An 18202-nucleotide genomic window follows, 5' to 3' on the forward strand; every position below is an offset into this window, starting at 1 on the left:
ACTGAGAAACAAATTGCTGATTTAGCACGTCGCTATCGGGTTGCCTTTCAGATAGAGAAGCCTCGCTCCTCTAATCCGAATGACTACGAAGTCTCACATAGCCGCGGCGTGTATTTTTTTGATGCTAAGGGTAAAGCCCGTTACTTAGCCTCTGACTCCGAAGAAGTCGAAACAGTGGTTGAAAAGGTACGTACTCTTTTAAACTCCTAATCTGTTACTGACTTACTTATCAAAAAACCCCAACCATAAAAAGGATGGGGTTTTTCATTATCAGGAGTCTAGGAGCTTAACGACGAGCACCCCGTAAAGCAGTGCGTAGCCCTTCTTCGATCACAGGATGGTAAAAAGGCATCGCTAGCATCTGATCTATGGTCAATTGCATTTGCAAACACCAAGCCAATAAATGAGCCATGTGCTCGGCTGCTGGGCCTAGCATCTCGGCACCTAGAAACCGATCCGTCGATTTATCGGCATACACGCGTAATCGACCACAGTTTTTTAGCATAACTCGAGAACGGCCTTGGCTTGAGAAATCGACCTCTCCGATACGGATTTCATTTTCATTTAAATCACGATATGCAGCCCCTACCCTCATGATCTGAGGATCTGTAAATACCACACCCATCGACGCACGACGCCTAACGGGCTCAGGCGTAGCTGGCCATTGCGCCGCATTTTTCCCAGATTGGGCACCATCATCTGCGGCCTCGTGCAAAATAGGATGCAAATGATTTACATCACCGGCAAAAAAGATGGAGGTATTATCAATCAATAAGGTATTTTTATCAAAAGCGGGCATACCTTTTTCATTTAGCACAGCAGAGGTATTTTCTAAACTAAGTTTTTTTAGATTAGGCATACGACCTGCTGCACTGAGCACATAATCCGCCTTTACCTGCTGCGCGTTACCGTTTTGCTCGTAATGCACAACAACCTGATTACCAACTAATTCTGTAGCAGTGACTTTTGCATTTCCTTGCAAGTTAAATTCATCACAAAATGCCTTACGCGCTGCCTCGCGCACCATTGGGTCCGAGATACCTCCTACCGTATCACTACGATTTAATAAGGTCGTCTGCACACCTAAGCGGCTTAAGGCTTGACCTAGCTCTAAACCAATGACTCCGGCGCCAATCACCACGATACTGTTGGGTAAATCGTCCCACTCAAACACATCATCATTAAAAATGAGTCTATCACCAGCAGCCTGTAACTCGGGTGGAGCGAACGGCGAAGACCCTGTGGCAATCACAAAACTACTTGCACTAATTTGGGTATGATCGTCCACCTGCACCGTCTGATCATCAATAAATTTGGCATAACCCAATACCTTGTCATCCGCGGGAAATCCCTCTACATCACTGATGACAAAACCCACAAAACGATCTCGTTCTGCTTTGACACGCTGCATAACCTCTTTGCCATCAATACGTATAGTCCCATCTACATGCACCCCGAACGCAGCGGTATGACGAGCCGTATGCGCTGCCTCGGCAGCAGCGATCAGTAATTTAGAAGGCATACATCCAACGCGTGCGCAGGTGGTACCAAATGGCCCACCCTCAACTAAAATGGCTTTTTTTCCCGTTCGACTGGCCGCACGATAGGCGGTCATACCAGCAGTACCTGCACCAATAATTACCACATCAGCGTGTCGCTTTTGCATAAAGACTCCTTATTTACATCCATTTTTGGGGGAACTGGTTTAGAGCAAAATTACGTTAAACTTGTTGCGGGCTATAACCGGCCACTTGTAATTTCATAATAATGGTCTGCGGATCAGTATCGTTTGCCTCTACCGTTAGCCAATGTGTTTTAGGGTCTGCATTGACCACAGCATTCGGAGAAAATTCATGGATGGTATCGGTAATCATTTTTACGCAATGGCCACATGTCATGTCAGGAACGAGAAATTCTTGTTTCATTATTTTTCCTTTAGATTAAAACTCTATTTTACGACTATATGTAATGCTTTTTTTTGGTATAAAACAAAAGAAGCCCAAATACCACCCTACCACAAAAACCACCATGTCTTATTTGACCTTAACCGTAGGCAAAGGTTCATAATAGAGTCTATATAGACAACACAGAGACAATCATGACTCAATCGACTGGTATTAATCTTGCCGTACACGGCATGAACTGCGCTGCCTGCGTGCGCCATGTAGAAAATGCGCTGAAATCCGTTGATGGCGTAGAGGCGGCTTTTGTTAATCTCGCTAACGCCAAGGCCTACGTGACCTTACAACCCGATGTGCAAGTTCAAGAGGAGCTCTTGGTTAAAGCTATCGAGCAAAAAGGGTTCAACGCGCACGTATTAACGGCAGAAAATGAACTCGCCGCACCGGCTGCCGCACAACAAGCATTAAACAAAGAAGCACAAAAGAAAAAACGCCAATTTATTTTTGCTGCAATACTGACTCTGCCTGTATTTATTACTGATATGGGCAGCCACCTCATCCCCCCCTTCGCTCATTGGTTACACAGCCATATCACAACCACCCAATTAGGGATATGGCAATTTGTGTTAGCAACGCTGGTTATTTTATTTCCAGGCCGTGATTTTTTCACTCTAGGGATGAGAGCGTTATTTAGTCGCAGCCCAGATATGAATAGCTTAGTGGCTATAGGTGCAGGTAGTGCTTGGCTTTACTCTATCGTGGCCTTATTTACGCCACAACTCTTACCCCTAGGTGCAAATCACCTCTATTTTGAAGCCGCTGCCGTTGTTATTACGCTTATTCTTTTGGGCAAATACCTAGAGGCACGTGCCAAAGGTCAAACGGGCGAGGCGATTACTCGCTTACTCAGATTACAAAGCCACACAGCAAGGGTACACAGAAAGGAGCAATGGGTTGACTTACCCATCGATCAAATTGCCGTCGGCGATCGTATTTTAGTACGTGCAGGAGAAGCTATCCCCATCGATGCCATCGTGCTTGAGGGGCAAAGCCATGTCAACGAAGCCATGATTACTGGCGAATCCATGCCTATTACCAAAAACCCTAATGACTCCGTCATCGGGGGCACAATTAATGGCAATGCAACCCTAACCATCCAAGCAACACACGTTTCATCTCAATCCACCCTAGCTAATATCATTCGTTTGGTTGAGTCAGCCCAAGCAACTAAACTGCCCGTACAAAACAAAGTCGATGCCGTCACCGCCTGGTTCGTACCCATCGTTTTACTTGTTGCCGCTGTGGTATTTCTGGGCTGGTGGTTAGCAGGCCCTAGCTTAAATTATGCAGTCGTTAATGCCGTTGCGGTTCTTATCGTTGCCTGTCCTTGTGCTATGGGTCTGGCTGTACCTACCTCTATTATGGTGGCGACCGGTAGAGCAGCCCAGCTAGGTGTTCTCTTTAGACAAGGAGATGCCTTACAACAATTAGCACAAACTCGGGTTGTGGCCTTTGATAAAACGGGAACCTTAACCCAAGCAAAACCAGTGCTGCATGATTTTCTACTCGATGATGGAGTGAATGAAAATCAATTACTAGCAGACATTGCTTCGTTACAACAGTACTCGGAACACCCTATTGCTACGGCTATTGTGACCGCCGCCAAAGATAAAGGTTTGGCATTAAGCCAACCAAAAAACATGATCACACACACCGGAATGGGCGTGTCTGCTGAAATTAACGCGCTCCATTACTATTTGGGTTCAGCTCGTTTATTGGAAAACCAAGATATTCACCCCAGCCACACACAAAAACGGCATTATGAAGCTCTGGCTGAACAAGGAAAAACTCCTGTCTATATTGCATGTAATCAACAAGTTATTGGTGTATTAGCCGTAGTAGATGCACTGCGTCCAGAGGCGGTGGAAGCCATTGCCCAATTACATGCTCAAGGCATTAAAACAGCAATGATTACTGGGGATCACACACTAACGGCACACTATGTCGCCGAGCAACTCAATATAGATGTGGTCTATGCACAAACACAGCCCGGCGATAAAGCAAAAATCGTACAACAGCTACAGCAGCATTATGGCAAAACGGCTTTTGTAGGCGATGGAATTAATGATGCCCCCGCTTTAGCACAGGCTGATATTGGTATTGCTGTCGGGGCGGGTACAGATGTAGCTATTGAGTCAGCGAATGTGGTTTTATTAAATAATGACTTACGCACCAGCGGTACTGCCATTGCACTCTCTCAAGCAACGCTACGTAATATTAAGCAAAATCTATTTTGGGCATTTGCGTATAACATCGCACTCATTCCATTAGCTGCTGGGCTACTATTAGCCCTCACCGGCCACCTTTTTTCACCTATTTATAGCGCCTTAGCTATGGCTTTCTCTAGTGTCTTTGTCGTCTCTAATGCCCTACGTTTAAAAGGCTTTAAGGCCAAATCCGTATGAAACACTACACAATTAGCCAAGCTGCTGCACACAGCGGCTTGAGCGCTAAAATGATCCGAGACTACGAGGCTAAAGGCTTATTACCGGCTGCCATACGTAATGATGCCGGTTATAGACTCTATCAAGAGCGCGATTTACATACCTTATTATTTATAGCTCGCGCCAGAGAGCTGGGCTTTTCACTTAAGCAACTGGAGGCTCTATTAGCTCTTTGGCAAGATACAGCTCGTAGTAGCTCACAAGTCAAACAACTTGCTGAAAGCCATATCGCAGAGCTAGAGGAAAAAGCCAAACAACTGCACGAAATGGCTGAGACTCTACGTATCTTAGCGCGACAGTGCCATGGTGATGACCGACCTGACTGCCCAATATTAAGGGGCTTAGAAAAGCCCCTTAAATACACCGAAACAAATAACTGATTTAGACGGTAGGTTGCCAGGAGGTCACATAGTCCTCAACAGCAGGACGCTCTTTGGGAGTAGGCTCTCCGGTTAATGTGCCAATGACAACAAAACCAAGGAACTCGTACTCTAATGCATCAAAGCCTAGGCTTTCTGGTACACCTTGGGTATAGGTGCCGATGCCTGTACTCCAAAAGGCACCAAAACCTAATGCATGAGTTGCATTAAGAATATTCATCACCGCAGCTCCAGTCGCAATCATACGTTCATGCTGAGGAATGCGCTCATTACTATGATCTACATACGATGCCACCGCTAATACCAATGGAGCTCGCCCCAACCACTCGCGCATATTTTGCTCTTTGGTTGGGTTTAATGGCTTACCTTCGGCTGCCATTGTATGCACAGCCAAATCAGCTAAATGACCAATATTTTGGCCTTCTATGCGCTTAAAGCGCCATGGACGTAAACGACCATGATCAGGCGCACGCATCGCTGTTGCTAGTATTTGCTGAATTTGGTCCTCAGAAGGTCCTGGCCCGGCAATTTGCTTAGTGGAATTACGACTTAAAAGAACATCAATAACAGACATAAGATCCCTAATAAATTTAACCTGCTGTACGAATTAACGCTTTCATATCTCGAACGGCTTTTTCCCAACCATCAAATACAGACTGAGCTACGATGGCATGACCAATATTGAGCTCGGCAATACCCGCAATCGCAGCTACCGCTTGTACATTACCATAATGTAAACCATGTCCTGCATTGACCCGTAAGCCCAAAGCCACACCATGAGCAGCCCCTACTCGAATCCGCTCTAGTTCTTTAGCCGCTGTGGCCTCATCAGGCGCATCCGCATAAGCGCCGGTATGTAACTCGATCACCGTTGCCCCGGCTTTATTTGTTGAGTGCACGCATCAATAAATAAAGAGACGCGGATTCCGTGTTGCTGTAATTGCTGTACGGCGGCTTGCACACTATCAAAATGGCTGATGACATCTAGCCCACCCTCGGTTGTTAGTTCGGTACGTTTTTCAGGTACTAAACACACATCCTCAGGCTTAACATCACATGCGATTTTTAGCATTTCAGCAGTAATCGCACACTCTAAGTTCATCCGGGTACGAATTGCTTTACGCATAGCATACACATCTGCATCTTGGATATGGCGTCGATCCTCGCGTAAATGCAACGTAATTAAGTCTGCACCAGCCTCTTCGGCCCGTACTGCCGCCATAATTGGATCGGGATACGTAGTCAAACGCTGCTGACGTAATGTCGCTACGTGATCAATATTTACACCTAACTCAATCATGATTGCTCCTGTTGCTGCGCATCTAACTGCCATCCACCACCTAAGGCTTTGTACAGTAGAACGCGATTTAATAACGATTCCATTCCTGTTTGTACAAATAACTGCTGAGCACCATAGAGGTTAATTTCAGCCGTTTGCACCTGTAAAAAGCTATCAATACCTGTTTCGTAGCGTAAGTTCGCTAAACGTAAGCTCTCTGATGCGGAGTTTTCCATCGCACGTAAGGCGTCAAGCTGCTGGCTATATGTGGCATCGCCCGCCAATGCATCCGCTACCTCTTTAAATGCCACCTGAATCGATTTCTCGTAATTAGAGACAGCTATATTTTGGCGTGCTTTAGCTAAATCGAGCCCACCTTTCACGCCCCCAGAGAAAATAGGCATCGTGATTTGGGGGGCATATTGCCAATAGGTACGACCTGAATCAAACAAAGAGCTAAAAGCAGGACTCGCAAAGCCAAATAAACCCGTAATGGAAATGTTAGGGAAAAATGCAGCACGAGCAGCCCCTATGTTGGCATAAGCGGCCTGTAACTGTAGTTCTGCTGCTAAAATATCAGGACGTCGCTCGAGTAGGCTAGAGGGTAATCCCACTGGGATATCAGCCACAATTTGATTCTTGCCAAACACGGCTGGCTCAGGCAAGTCCTCAGGAATGGTCGTACCGACCAATAGCGTCAACGCATTATAAGCTTGCATCTGAGCACGCTTCATTTGCTGCATATCAGCACGTACCGTATCAAGCTGCAATTGAGCCTGATGACGCTCTAAGGCCGATGCAGTGCCTACCTCAAATAACGTATTAACCAGTTTATATGTGCGCTCACGGCTATCGAGTGTAGACGCCATTAAGTCATACATTTGCTGAGCACTACGCCAGCGAAAATAAGCCTCAGCAACCTGAGCAACAACATTGATTCGTACCGTGCGCTGAGCTTGCTCTGTCGCTAAATACTGACTATAGGCGGCTTGCGATAGATTTCGCACGCGACCAAAAAAGTCTAACTCAAAAGAGGTAATACCAACCCCTGCTTGAAAAAAGCGACTAATAGAGGCGTCCCCTGCACGTAAGTCCGATGGGTTATGGGTCACCTGCCCACCACCTCCTACCCCTAAAGTAGGAAACTGATCACTTTGTGCAATCCCATACTGGGCACGAGCCTCTTCGATACGATCCACAGCAATACGTAGATCTCGATTATTGAGCAACGCCTGCTCAATTAACCCTTGCAAATGCGCATCAGCAAAAAACTCACGCCATCCCAGGGCATCGAGCTTTGCTGAATCTTGATCTATATCCGCTGCATTTTGATGATCAAACTGTGGCGCAACTGGAGCCATAGGCCGCTCATAGGTAGGGGCAAATGAGCACCCTGCTAATACCAAAGCCGTTGCTAGTGCTGTTAAACCGGATTTCATTCCAACTATCATGCCTGTCCTCCCGTTTGCCCTTCTTGGGCTTGCGCACCTAATAAGCGAGGTTTGGTTTTAAATACTTTCAATACTGCTACAAAAAACGCAGGTACAAACAATACAGCTAGTGGCGTAGCAGCCAACATACCGCCTAACACCCCAAAACCTACCGCGTTCTGACTCGCAGCCCCAGCACCAGAAGACAAAGCCAATGGCGTCACACCTAAAATAAAGGCAAATGAGGTCATAATAATTGGTCGGAAACGCATGCGAGCAGCCTCTACGGTTGACTCAATCATATCTCCACCACGGGCTACTGCGTCCTTAGCAAATTCAATAATTAGAATCGCATTTTTAGCAGATAAGCCAATAACCGTTACCATCCCAACCTGGAAGTACACATCATTTGCCATCCCTTTCGCAGACACCAAGAGCACTGCACCGAGCATACCTAAAGGAACCGCAAGCATTACAGCCAAGGGAATTGCCCAACTTTCGTACAGCGCCGCCAATACCATGAAAACAACCAGTACCGCTAAGCCCATTAAGATGGCACTTTGACCAGAAGCTTGAATTTCTTGGTAAGACAGACCCGTCCACTCGAAACCAAAACCGGCTGGCAATTCACCAATCAAACGCTCCATTTCAGCCATGGCATCACCAGTGGTGTAGCCCGGAGCCGCAGCACCACCAATTCGTACAGACTCGTAGCTGTTGTAACGTACGATTTGTACCGGCGCCTGTTCTGACGAAGCTGTCACAAACGTACTCAAGGGAACCATACGGCCTTCGTTATTTTTAGCATTTAGCTTCATCACGTCTTCGATATTCATACGGAAACGATCATCAGCTTGTACCCAAATATTCTCTACCCAACCAGAGTTGGTGTATTTGCCAATATATGCTGAGCCTAAAGCCGTCGCGATGAGATTAGAAGCCTCGTCGAAACTTACACCTTGAGCCGCTGCTTTTTCTCGATCAATCGTTAAGTTCCACTGACGACCTGGACTTAAACCTGTGATGCGAGTCTGCGCTAATACTGGACTTTGAGAAGCTAACTGCAATAACTGTTGTGATGCTTGTAATAAAGCCGTATGACCGTGATTTGCTCGGTCCTCTAGGCGAATATCGAAACCAGACGCATTGCCTAAAGAGCTAATTGCTGGGGGAACAATTGAAAACACCATGGCATCGGGTAGACCGAACAAGAGGTTTTTCATGGCCTTACCAGATACTGCCTGAGCTGAGTCAGCTGGACCTTTTCGATCCTTAAAGTCTTTAAGTGTCACAAAAGCAATCGCTGAGTTCAAACCATTACCATTAAAGCTAAAGCCCTGAACCGCAATAATGTCTTTTACCTGAGGTTGGGCCTTAAAGAAGCCTTCGACTTGCTCAATAATCTCTACGGTACGATTTGAAGTAGAACCAGCAGGCAATTCGATATTCGCTAGTGCATAGCCTTGGTCTTCTTCGGGCAAGAACCCTGTTGGCATACGCATATATGCCCAGCCCAATAACACCACGAGCAATAAATAGACAAACATCATGCGGCCTACGGCACGCAAGCTCTTACCAATAAAGCCGGTATACCCTTTGGTAATAGCACCAAAGAAACGATTAAACCAACCAAAAAAGCCACGACGCTCAACGCCATGCTGGCCCTTAGGGATGGGTTTAAGCATCGTCACACATAAAGCAGGTGTAAAAGTCAACGCTAAAAAGCCTGAGAACATAATGGACACAGCCATAGCAACCGAGAACTGACGATAAATCACACCGACTGAGCCCGACATAAATGCTAGGGGCAAAAACACCACCGTTAAGACCAGGGTGATCCCTACAATCGCTCCGCTAATTTGTGGCATCGCCTTTTTCGTTGCCTCTTTGGGAGACAAACCTTCTTCGGCCATAATCCGCTCAACGTTTTCCACCACTACAATCGCATCATCCACCAAAATACCAATAGCTAGAACCATGGCAAACATAGTGAGCACGTTGATGGAAAAGCCTAGTAAATTCATTACCGACAGAGCACCCAAAATAGCAACAGGTACTACTAACGCCGGAATCAAGGTGTAGCGAATATTTTGTAAAAACACAAACATCACGATAAACACCAACAACATCGCCTCTAGTAGCGTGTGCACTACCTGTTCAATAGAGGTTTCAATATAGGGTGAGGTATCGTAAGGAATATCGTATTTAATGCCTGCCGGGAAAAACGCTTTCAGTTCTTCCATTTTGTCCTTAATCCCTTTAGCGGTTGAAAGCGCATTGGCATCAGGTGACAAAGAAATCGCAAAAGCGGCTGTGGTTTTACCATTTAAACGAGCACCAAACTGGTAGTTATCTGCACCTATCTCTACTCGAGCAATGTCTTTCACGCGTACCGAAGAACCATCAGCAAAGGAGCGCAAAATCACATTTTCAAATTCTTCGGCACTACGCAGTTGCCCATTCACGATAATAGGGGCTGTTACCCGTTGTTCTGATGCATTCGGGGGCGAGCCTAAAATACCAGCAGAAACAAGCACGTTTTGTTGTGCAATCGCGGCATTAACCTCTGACATACTCAAGTTAAAACTAACGAGTTTTTCAGGGTCGACCCAAATCCGCATGGCTCTGCCTGCAGCAAATAATTGAAACTTACCTACGCCTGGTACACGGGACACCGCATTTTGCACATTACGTTTAATGTAATCGGCTAATTCAGTTTGAGTTAGGCCTCCGTCCTCAGATGATAAGGCCACCACCAATAAGAAACCCGTATTACTTTGCTCAACTTTTAAACCTTGTTGCACAACGGCTGCGGGTAAGGTTGCGGTAATGTTTGACACTCGGTTTTGTACATCAACCTGCGCCATGTCAGGATCGGTACCTGGCTCAAAGGTCGCTTTAATTTCACTTTGTCCATACGAATCACTCACGGACTCGTAGTAAAGTAAGCCTTTAGCACCGTTTAATTCATTCTCAATCACACTGGCTACAGAGCTGGATACATCATCCGCAGAAGCTCCAGGATAGGTAGCAGTAATAGAAATCGCAGGAGGCGCTACTTCGGGATATTGTGATATTGGCATATTAGGCAAAGACAATAAGCCTAATAACGTAATCCCTAAAGCAACCACCCACGCAAAAATAGGGCGATCAATAAAAAACTGTGGCATGAGTCTTATCCATTATCAGCAGTAGAGGATGTTTCTGGCTGAGCATCCGTGGCGGGCTTTGCTGGCGTAGGAGCCTCGCCTTTCCAAGGTATAGGTTGCACCGGAGCCCCTGGACCAATTTTCTGGAAGCCTTCGACAATAACCGTATCACCCGCTTGAATACCATCATTGATAATCACACGTCCTTGCACGGCATTACCTAGCTTGACTGGACTAGCATGCACCGCCCCCTCTTTGATGAGCATCAATGAGGTTGCCCCATTTGCGGCGTACTGCACGGCCTGAGCGGGAACCAGTAAGGCTTGCTCATCAACCCCTTGCTCTACTCGTACACGTACAAACATACCAGGCAATAAAAGCTGATCTGGATTAGGGAAAACAGCACGCATATTTAGCTGGCCTGTCGTCGGGTCCACGGAAACACCAGAGAATAAAAGACGACCGGTTTCACTGTAGATAGAACGATCATCAAGCACAGCTGAGACCTTAGCTGCCCCATCTGGATCAGATCGCAATGTGCCATCGGCAATCGCTTTACGTAATGCCATGACCTCGCCCACAGGACGAGTTATATCTACATATAAACTATCTAGTTGTTGAATGGTTGCCAAATGCGTGGCTTGGGCAGCATTAACTAATGCACCTTCGGTAATTTCGGCACGTCCAATGCGCCCAGAAATCGGTGCTGTCACCTTGGTATAGCCCAAATCAATTTCCGCTGCTTTTAGTGTGGCTCTAGCAGCAGCCACTGCAGCCTGTGCCTGATTAGAGCCAGCCATTGCGGTATCGTAATCTTGACGACTTACTGCATTTTCTTTAATGAGCTTACTGTAACGTTGTGCTAGTGCATTAGCAGTACCCAGTTCAGCTTGAGCGTTTTTCAATTGTGCAGCAGCCTGATCACGGACGGCCTCATAGGGGGCTGGATCTATAGTAAATAACAAATCCCCCTCTTTGACCTCTGAGCCTTGATCAAAATTAATGGCCGTTACAATCCCAGTGACTCGTGCACGCACCTGAGCCTCTTTGATGGCCTCTACGCGCCCAGGTAATTCAGTAAAAATTGAAGTGACTTCGGGCTGAACCTGTATGACGCTAACAGGAACTTTCATGCCTGCCATGTCTTGTTGTTGAGGTTTCTCACCACAAGCAGCCAACAAAAAAGTAGCTGAAAACAAAACAGCGCGTAGCGGGCGCCACGCCAAATGGCGGGTTTTAAACATGGATAAGCTCCTGTTATTCAGACAGGTTAGGTATGCTAAACAAAACATAACCTAAACGGTAAACGAATTAAAAATAAGATTAAAAATAGTATAAAACAAATGCATATCGGCACCAGAAGGTGCCGATGGTTAGTATAAGTGAATTAGCCTAATAATAAAGCATCATCAGTTATGGTTTCGCCCCTGACTTTTTCAAACATGGCTAACAAATCCGGAACCTGCAAACCTTGCCGTTCAGGTCCACTTACATCAAGAACAACCTGACCTTGATGGAGCATCACAGTTCGATCACCGACCTCTAGGGCTTGCTTCATGCTGTGAGTCACCATCATGGTGGTTAATTTGCCATCACTGACTATACGTTCTGTAAGGGCCAACACAAAATCAGCCGTACGAGGATCTAATGCCGCCGTGTGCTCATCAAGCAATAAAATACGCGATGGACGCATAGCAGACATTAACAAACTGACAGCCTGACGCTGCCCTCCTGATAATAACCCAATACGATCTGTAAGACGATTTTCCAAACCCAAACCTAATGTTTCAAGTCGAGTGCGAAATTCCTCCCGCATCGAAGCCTTAACCGCACCCGCCAAACCACGACGCGTACCACGATTAGAGGCTAAAGCCATGTTTTCCTCTATGGTGAGGTCTTCGCAGGTGCCTGCCATTGGATCTTGGAATACACGAGCTACGTATTGTGCTCTTTCCCACACAGGCATGCGTGTTACATCTTTATCGTCAATCAGTATAGTACCTGAATCGACCTCTTGGTCTCCTGATACCGCATTCAAAAATGTGGATTTGCCCGCTCCATTTGAGCCGATTACCGTTACAAACTGACCGCTGGGGATCTCTAGTTCCATTCCGCGAAGAGCCTGAGTTTCTATAGGTGTCCCCGGGTTAAACGTTAAACGTAAGTTTTTTGCACTTAACATAATTGATTACGCTTTGCGTCCCCCACGTAGTCGTTTTTTCAGTAAAGGAATGACTAACGCTATTGTAACCAAGATTGCCGTTACCAAGTTCAAATCTTGTGCTTTTAAGCCAATAAAGTCAGCATTTAGAGCCAGAGCAATAAAGAATCGGTACAAAATAGCACCAATAATCACCGCTAAAGTGGCATAGACTAAGCGGCGAGAAGGCAGAATGCTTTCGCCCACAATGACTGCCGCTAAGCCAATCACAATCGTACCAATCCCCATCGAAATATCTGCCCCACCCTGCGACTGAGCAAATAAGGCCCCGGCTAAAGCAACCAATGCATTAGAGATTGCCATGCCTAGCAAAATCATATTACCTGTTGCTACGCCCTGGGCTCTGGCCATACGCGCATTCGAACCTGTAGCACGCATCGCCAACCCTTTTTGCGTTGTAAAAAACCAGTCTAAAGCGAGCTTAGCTGCGATCACAATTAATACTAATAATAAGGGGCGAGCCACATAATCGCTCAGGCTTTCGGGTTGTAAAACCGAAAAGACCGTGGGCTCCATAATTAATGGCACATTCGGTTTACCCATAATGCGCAAATTAATGGAATACAAGGCAATCATCATGAGAATACTGGCAAGTAAATCCATGATTTTTAATCGCACATTGAGCCACCCTGTAATCACCCCAGCACAAGCACCTATGCCTGTCGCTATTATTGTAGAGGTAAAAGGATCAAAACCCTGGCTAATCAATGTGGCAGCGACTGCTCCACCTAAAGGAAAACTACCATCGACGGTTAAATCGGGAAAGCGAAGGATACGAAAAGAAATAAGTACGCCTAAAGCCACTAGGCCAAAGATCAAACCAATTTCTAGTGCACCCCATAATGAGTAAATAGACATTTGTGTGTCAGCTCGTAAAAAAAACAGGCATGCCCGGGTAGAGCAGCCTGTTAGGGTGTGTCTTTATTATTCAATGATTTTTGTGGCTGACTTGATGAACGCGTCATCTAAGGTCACACCTTGTTTTTCTGCTGCACCAGGATTAACAAACAACTCTAGTTTATCGCTGGTTTCAGAGGCCATATTGCCGACTTTTTCACCTTTTAGAATACGTACCACCATATTACCGGTCTGTACGCCTAAGTCGTAATAGTTAACGCCTAATGCGGCAATGGCACCACGCGCTACGCTATCCGTATCTGATGCAATAATTGGGATTTTTGCATCATTACCGACCTTAACTAAGGCTTCAAAAGCAGAAATCACGTTGTTATCCGTGTTGGTATAAATGACGTCAACTTTACCCACTAAACTACGGGCCGCTGCACCCACGTCTACAGTACGGGCTGCTGTGGCCTCGACCAAAGCCATATTATTGGCAGTAAGTAATTCACGCAGACGCTCTACGACGACTACCGAGTTAGCTTCGCCAGAGTTATAAACAATACCAACGTTTTTCGCATTAGGGACGACTTTTTTAATGAGCTCTAATTGTTTTTCTAAAACCAACATATCAGAAACACCACTCACATTAGTTCCTGATGCATCCCACGACGACACTAATTGTGCTGCAACCGGATCTGTCACCGCAGAAAAAACAACAGGAATGGATTTAGTCGCTGCTACAACTGCCTGAGCAGAGGGAGTAGAGATAGCCACAATAACGTCTGACTTATCGCCTACATATTTACGAGCAATTTGAGCTGCAATTGCCGTGTTACCTTGGGCTGTCTGAAATTGCCACTTTAGGCCTTTTTCCTCGGTGTAACCTGCGTCATTCAAGGCCTTTTTCACGCCATCACGTACCGAGTCTAAGGCAGGGTGTTCTACGATAGAAGACACAGACACCGTCTGCGCAAAGGCAGCAGTAGAGGCAAGCAAACTAGCGCTGAGGGCCAAACCCACTAACGTTTTTAGTGTGTTATTGCGTTTCATAATGATGCTCCTAAACATTGTTTTGTATGCAAATAATGCAATTGCCGACAAGTCTACCCTGATTTATTACAAATTGCCTCAGGGAATAACCCTGCTGTTAATTGGAAAAAAACCTGACAATACGCAGACGATAATCGCATCGTAATCACCAAGTTTAGATTAACTCAATCTCACTTTAATTAAGGCTGGTCTGCCAAGATAGACTTAGCCCAACGTCGCGCTGGTAGTTTGTACTGATCCTGCACTACTTGCGCCCTATCCATCAACATCGCCGTCGTGGTACGAGCTAAAAAATCCCCTTTAAAAGCAATGACAACCGTATTGCCCTCATCTATCTCGGGCAGCACCAGAACATTGCCATTAAAAGCCCGTGCTATATGATCAATATTTTCATCATAACTATGATGCGCACCAAATAAATTCACAGTCATTAAGCCTTCTTCATCTAAACACTGATAACAGTTTTTATAGAAAGCCTCAGAGGAGCAAACGGGCCCTTGAGCGGCTGCATCATACAGATCCACCATCAACACCTTATAGCGTGCAATGTGTTCCGTACTGGCGACCCATTTTTCAGCGTCTTGATGATAAATCTGTGACCGCGCATTTTCAGGCAATCTAAAAAAGGACCGGCACATGGCCGTCACTCTGGGATTGATCTCTGCGGTATGTAGGGTACTGGTTGTGTGCTTCATGCAAAAGCGTAACAACGACCCAGCCCCTAGCCCTAAAATACCAATGTCTTCTTGTTCTTGAGGCTCATGAAACAACAGCCAAGCCATCATTTGCTGTGTATATGTTAGAACCAAATCATGGGGACGCACGATGCGCATCGCGCCTTGAATCCACTCAGTACCAAAATGCAAATAACGAATACCATCGCTCTCAGAGAGAGTCACATCATCTAGATCGATGGACGGGTCATAGTCCAATTGCTTACCTCCTATCTATATAAAAACAAAACGCGCAGACAATGATGCCTGCGCGTTTAGTATTCTATAACAATAAAAATTAGCTTTCGGCTATTTTCTTATTGTCTTGGTCTTGTTCGTCTTGCTCGACGCGTTTGTCACTTTGGTCTTTACGCGCATCGGGTGCGACCCAATTTAAGGGTTCGATCTCAAGTTGCTGACGACGACGAGTTGGTCGTTTAGTAGCCATCTGTACACCTCCTGCCAAAAAACAGAGGGGCATCCCTTACGCCCCACACAAAGAGCATTATACCAAAAACAAAACAAAAAATCAAATAAATACAAATACTTAGCTATATTTTTAAATGTATGCTCTTACGATTGAATTAGTTTTCAGCTAATTTTTTTGTGTAATCGGTTATGATCTAGCTAAAATTATTTGCTCGAAAATCCATTCTTTACTGCTTAATTAGGGCTATGATCGTGAAATTTGCTACTTGGAATGTCAACTCATTACGTGTGCGGCTTCCACAAGTAATTGACTGGCTAGAAAATAACCCCGTTGATGTTTTGTGCTTACAAGAACTCAAACTCCCCCAGGATAAATTCCCCCTAGAGGCATTAGAGGAAATAGGCTATCAAGCCCAATGGGCGGGTCAACCTACTTATAATGGTGTCGCCTTAATTAGCAAAACAACTGGCACAGACGTGCAACGCAACATCCCTGGGTTTGAAGACCATCAACAACGCATTGTGGCAGCAACTTACGACAGCCCTAAAGGCCCCCTACGGGTCATCAGCGCCTACTGCCCTAATGGCCAAGACCTAGAAAGCGATAAGTATGTCTATAAGATGAACTGGTTTGCCGCCCTCCATGAGTGGCTTCAAGATGAGCTAAGTCGTTATCCAAACCTCATGATTTTGGGTGACTACAACGTCGCACCCACCGATTTAGATGTACATGACCCAAAAAAATGGGAAGGTAAAGTCCACGTTTCACCCGCAGAGCGAGCCGCATGGCAAAAACTGATCGACTTAGGGCTACACGATGCTTTCCGTCTCTTTGACACTGAGTCTCCCGGTTTCTCTTGGTGGGATTACCGTCGAGGTGCGTTTAGACGTGATGCCGGCTTACGCATTGACCATGCTCTCATTTCCGACGCCTTAGTTCCTTACTGCGTCAACTGCGTGGTGGATAAAACACCGCGCTCTAATGAGCAACCTTCCGACCATACTCCTGTTATTGTGCAGTTTGATCTGTAGCTCTAACTTCAAACTAAGCGGAGGCCTTTATGAGCCCTACCAACCAACTACTCGCAACCCTTGACGATGGTGCAGTGCTTCATGTGTATTTAGATGATTGCCCTGTCCAAGCCTATGTGGTTGTCAGCGAACCAAACATTGATCGTGTGGCCGATATTGTGCCTCAAGAGCGTTTTGAAGCAGATGGCGACATCCATGTCATGGCAGTAGCCCAACCACAAGATGCGAGTGCAATGATTGATGATGTCAGCCAAAACTTAAATGCTGACGACACCATCGTATTTCTCTGTTTTGACATCGCCACCAAAGACGAGGTCTTAAAGCAATTCGGTATTAGTGCCGGTCAAACTAAACATCACTAAAGGACTTCCATGTCTGTTAAGCCCACAGGTAATATCTATTTAGTCGCAGCGCCAAGCGGCGCAGGGAAATCCAGTCTAGTCAATGCGCTGCTGGCCCAAGAACCAAGTATTATGCTTTCCATTTCCTGTACTACTCGCCCCATCCGTCCAGGCGAGGAAAATGGAAAACACTATCATTTTGTGAGCACTGAAGAATATAATCGCTTACGTGATAGTAATAACTTACTCGAACACGCTGAGGTCCATAGCAATTTCTACGGCACACCAGCCCAGCCAGTACGCCAAGCACTAGAGCAAGGCCTTGATGTATTGCTTGAGATCGACTGGCAAGGTGCTCGTCAGGTACGAGAGCATTTTCCCAATGCCATAGGCATTTTTATTCTCCCCCCTTCCATTGAAGAGCTTGGGCAGCGCTTACGTAAGCGTGGTCAAGACGATGATGCTGTGATTGCTCGTCGATTGTTAGCAGCGGGCGGAGAAATGGCTCATGTGGGCGAGTTCCAATATGCTATTATCAATAAAGACTTTGATGTAGCATTAACTCAGTTAACGGCAATTATTCAAACTAGCCGTTTGCGCACTACCGAACAAGCCAAACGCCATGCTGACTTATTTAATCAGCTTGGGATTAGCGCATCAGTGGCCGCAGATTTACTATAATTATCTTATTGTCCCAACTTTATTTACAGGTAGACCCTTATGGCTCGTATTACGGTCGAAGACTGCTTAGATCAGATCCCAAATCGCTTTAACTTAACATTAGTTGCCGCCTACCGCGCTCGCGAATTAGCCCAAGGCCACGAACCACGCCTTGAAAGCAAAAACAAGCCAACCGTAACTGCTCTGCGTGAAATCGCAGCGGCCGCGACTGGCTTAGAAATGCTACGTAAAGTACCCACCTAATCCAGG

General features: G+C 46.0%; 17 protein-coding genes and 2 pseudogenes. 7 read left to right on the forward strand and 12 right to left on the reverse strand.

The genetic code is table 11. From position 1 onward, the window contains the following. A pseudogene (locus Q0Z62_RS06185) lies at positions 1-210 on the forward strand (SCO family protein); the annotation flags it as partial. A gap of 76 nt (positions 211-286) precedes the next feature. Here the strand turns inward: Q0Z62_RS06185 and Q0Z62_RS06190 are convergent. Continuing rightward, entirely contained in the window at positions 287-1666 is a 1380-nt protein-coding gene (locus Q0Z62_RS06190; RefSeq protein WP_298052261.1) for a dihydrolipoyl dehydrogenase, read from the reverse strand. Between the two features lie 55 nt (positions 1667-1721). Then, positions 1722-1925 carry a heavy-metal-associated domain-containing protein gene (locus Q0Z62_RS06195; protein ID WP_269901925.1) on the reverse strand — a complete coding sequence of 68 codons (204 nt, stop codon included), beginning with the start codon at positions 1923-1925 and terminating at the stop codon, positions 1722-1724. Between the two features lie 173 nt (positions 1926-2098). Between Q0Z62_RS06195 and Q0Z62_RS06200 the strand changes: the two genes are divergently transcribed. Together Q0Z62_RS06200 and cueR are read left to right on the forward strand one after the other, a co-directional pair. After that, positions 2099-4366: a cation-translocating P-type ATPase gene (locus tag Q0Z62_RS06200; protein WP_298052264.1), complete on the forward strand. Its 2268-nt coding sequence runs from the start codon at positions 2099-2101 to the stop codon at positions 4364-4366. Beyond that, the gene (gene cueR / locus Q0Z62_RS06205) at positions 4363-4785 is read left to right on the forward strand and encodes a Cu(I)-responsive transcriptional regulator (RefSeq protein WP_269901923.1); all 423 of its coding nucleotides are present in this window, start codon (positions 4363-4365) and stop codon (positions 4783-4785) included. Before Q0Z62_RS06200 ends, cueR begins: the two co-directional genes overlap by 4 nt. A gap of 1 nt (position 4786) precedes the next feature. Here the strand turns inward: cueR and Q0Z62_RS06210 are convergent, their stop codons facing one another. The 10 genes and pseudogenes from Q0Z62_RS06210 to Q0Z62_RS06255 form a co-directional block, all read right to left on the reverse strand. Then, positions 4787-5359 (reverse strand): nitroreductase, encoded by a 573-nt coding sequence (locus tag Q0Z62_RS06210; protein ID WP_269901922.1) that lies wholly within the window; start codon positions 5357-5359, stop codon positions 4787-4789. Between the two features lie 16 nt (positions 5360-5375). Beyond that, positions 5376-6085: pseudogene (locus Q0Z62_RS06215) on the reverse strand (pyridoxine 5'-phosphate synthase). Beyond that, positions 6082-7503 carry an efflux transporter outer membrane subunit gene (locus tag Q0Z62_RS06220; RefSeq protein ID WP_298052267.1) on the reverse strand — a complete coding sequence of 474 codons (1422 nt, stop codon included), beginning with the start codon at positions 7501-7503 and terminating at the stop codon, positions 6082-6084. Before Q0Z62_RS06220 ends, Q0Z62_RS06215 begins: the two are co-directional and overlap by 4 nt. 8 nt (positions 7504-7511) lie before the next feature. Then, the gene (locus Q0Z62_RS06225) at positions 7512-10664 is read right to left on the reverse strand and encodes a multidrug efflux RND transporter permease subunit (protein WP_298052270.1); all 3153 of its coding nucleotides are present in this window, start codon (positions 10662-10664) and stop codon (positions 7512-7514) included. Between the two features lie 5 nt (positions 10665-10669). After that, positions 10670-11887, reverse strand: a complete 1218-nt coding sequence (locus Q0Z62_RS06230; protein WP_269901918.1) for an efflux RND transporter periplasmic adaptor subunit — start codon at positions 11885-11887, stop codon at positions 10670-10672. Positions 11888-12030: 143 nt separating this feature from the next. Further along, complete coding sequence (locus Q0Z62_RS06235) at positions 12031-12825, reverse strand: ABC transporter ATP-binding protein (RefSeq protein ID WP_298052276.1); 795 nt, start codon at positions 12823-12825, stop codon at positions 12031-12033. A gap of 6 nt (positions 12826-12831) precedes the next feature. Continuing rightward, on the reverse strand, positions 12832-13722 hold the full coding sequence (locus Q0Z62_RS06240; RefSeq protein ID WP_269901916.1) for an ABC transporter permease: 891 nt from the start codon (positions 13720-13722) through the stop codon (positions 12832-12834). Between the two features lie 66 nt (positions 13723-13788). Next, positions 13789-14757 (reverse strand): ABC transporter substrate-binding protein, encoded by a 969-nt coding sequence (locus Q0Z62_RS06245; protein ID WP_298052279.1) that lies wholly within the window; start codon positions 14755-14757, stop codon positions 13789-13791. A 179-nt stretch (positions 14758-14936) separates the two neighbouring features. Then, positions 14937-15689, reverse strand: coding sequence for a spermidine synthase (locus Q0Z62_RS06250; protein ID WP_269901914.1), 753 nt, complete (start codon positions 15687-15689; stop codon positions 14937-14939). A gap of 79 nt (positions 15690-15768) precedes the next feature. Beyond that, complete coding sequence (locus Q0Z62_RS06255) at positions 15769-15918, reverse strand: hypothetical protein (protein WP_269901913.1); 150 nt, start codon at positions 15916-15918, stop codon at positions 15769-15771. 233 nt (positions 15919-16151) lie between these two features. Here Q0Z62_RS06255 and xth point away from each other — a divergent pair, with 233 nt between their 5' ends. From xth to rpoZ, 4 genes are read left to right on the forward strand one after another with little or no spacing between them, the layout of a single operon-like run. After that, positions 16152-16931, forward strand: a complete 780-nt coding sequence (xth, locus tag Q0Z62_RS06260) for an exodeoxyribonuclease III (RefSeq protein WP_269901912.1) — start codon at positions 16152-16154, stop codon at positions 16929-16931. 29 nt (positions 16932-16960) lie between these two features. Continuing rightward, the gene (locus tag Q0Z62_RS06265; RefSeq protein ID WP_269901911.1) at positions 16961-17293 is read left to right on the forward strand and encodes a hypothetical protein; all 333 of its coding nucleotides are present in this window, start codon (positions 16961-16963) and stop codon (positions 17291-17293) included. 9 nt (positions 17294-17302) lie between these two features. After that, on the forward strand, positions 17303-17953 hold the full coding sequence (gene gmk / locus Q0Z62_RS06270; RefSeq protein WP_269901910.1) for a guanylate kinase: 651 nt from the start codon (positions 17303-17305) through the stop codon (positions 17951-17953). Between the two features lie 39 nt (positions 17954-17992). Next, a complete protein-coding gene (gene rpoZ, locus Q0Z62_RS06275; protein WP_269901909.1) occupies positions 17993-18196 on the forward strand; it encodes a DNA-directed RNA polymerase subunit omega in 204 nt (67 codons plus the stop codon). The last annotated feature ends 6 nt before the right edge of the window (positions 18197-18202 follow it).

Source organism: uncultured Paenalcaligenes sp. (assembly GCF_947630565.1).
Taxonomy (GTDB): Bacteria; Pseudomonadota; Gammaproteobacteria; order Burkholderiales; family Burkholderiaceae_B; genus Paenalcaligenes; species Paenalcaligenes faecalis.

Excerpts from the sequence above, each read along its gene's own strand:
- rpoZ (WP_269901909.1), top strand. The coding sequence starts at position 17,993 with ATGGCTCGTATTACGGTCGAAGACTGCTTAGATCAGATCCCAAATCGC.
- Q0Z62_RS06190 (WP_298052261.1), bottom strand. The coding sequence starts at position 1,666 with ATGCAAAAGCGACACGCTGATGTGGTAATTATTGGTGCAGGTACTGCT.
- Q0Z62_RS06230 (WP_269901918.1), bottom strand. The coding sequence starts at position 11,887 with ATGTTTAAAACCCGCCATTTGGCGTGGCGCCCGCTACGCGCTGTTTTG.
- Q0Z62_RS06255 (WP_269901913.1), bottom strand. The coding sequence starts at position 15,918 with ATGGCTACTAAACGACCAACTCGTCGTCGTCAGCAACTTGAGATCGAA.
- Q0Z62_RS06240 (WP_269901916.1), bottom strand. The coding sequence starts at position 13,722 with ATGTCTATTTACTCATTATGGGGTGCACTAGAAATTGGTTTGATCTTT.
- Q0Z62_RS06235 (WP_298052276.1), bottom strand. The coding sequence starts at position 12,825 with ATGTTAAGTGCAAAAAACTTACGTTTAACGTTTAACCCGGGGACACCT.
- Q0Z62_RS06225 (WP_298052270.1), bottom strand. The coding sequence starts at position 10,664 with ATGCCACAGTTTTTTATTGATCGCCCTATTTTTGCGTGGGTGGTTGCT.
- Q0Z62_RS06210 (WP_269901922.1), bottom strand. The coding sequence starts at position 5,359 with ATGTCTGTTATTGATGTTCTTTTAAGTCGTAATTCCACTAAGCAAATT.
- Q0Z62_RS06245 (WP_298052279.1), bottom strand. The coding sequence starts at position 14,757 with ATGAAACGCAATAACACACTAAAAACGTTAGTGGGTTTGGCCCTCAGC.
- gmk (WP_269901910.1), top strand. The coding sequence starts at position 17,303 with ATGTCTGTTAAGCCCACAGGTAATATCTATTTAGTCGCAGCGCCAAGC.
- cueR (WP_269901923.1), top strand. The coding sequence starts at position 4,363 with ATGAAACACTACACAATTAGCCAAGCTGCTGCACACAGCGGCTTGAGC.
- Q0Z62_RS06220 (WP_298052267.1), bottom strand. The coding sequence starts at position 7,503 with ATGAAATCCGGTTTAACAGCACTAGCAACGGCTTTGGTATTAGCAGGG.
- Q0Z62_RS06265 (WP_269901911.1), top strand. The coding sequence starts at position 16,961 with ATGAGCCCTACCAACCAACTACTCGCAACCCTTGACGATGGTGCAGTG.
- Q0Z62_RS06195 (WP_269901925.1), bottom strand. The coding sequence starts at position 1,925 with ATGAAACAAGAATTTCTCGTTCCTGACATGACATGTGGCCATTGCGTA.
- Q0Z62_RS06200 (WP_298052264.1), top strand. The coding sequence starts at position 2,099 with ATGACTCAATCGACTGGTATTAATCTTGCCGTACACGGCATGAACTGC.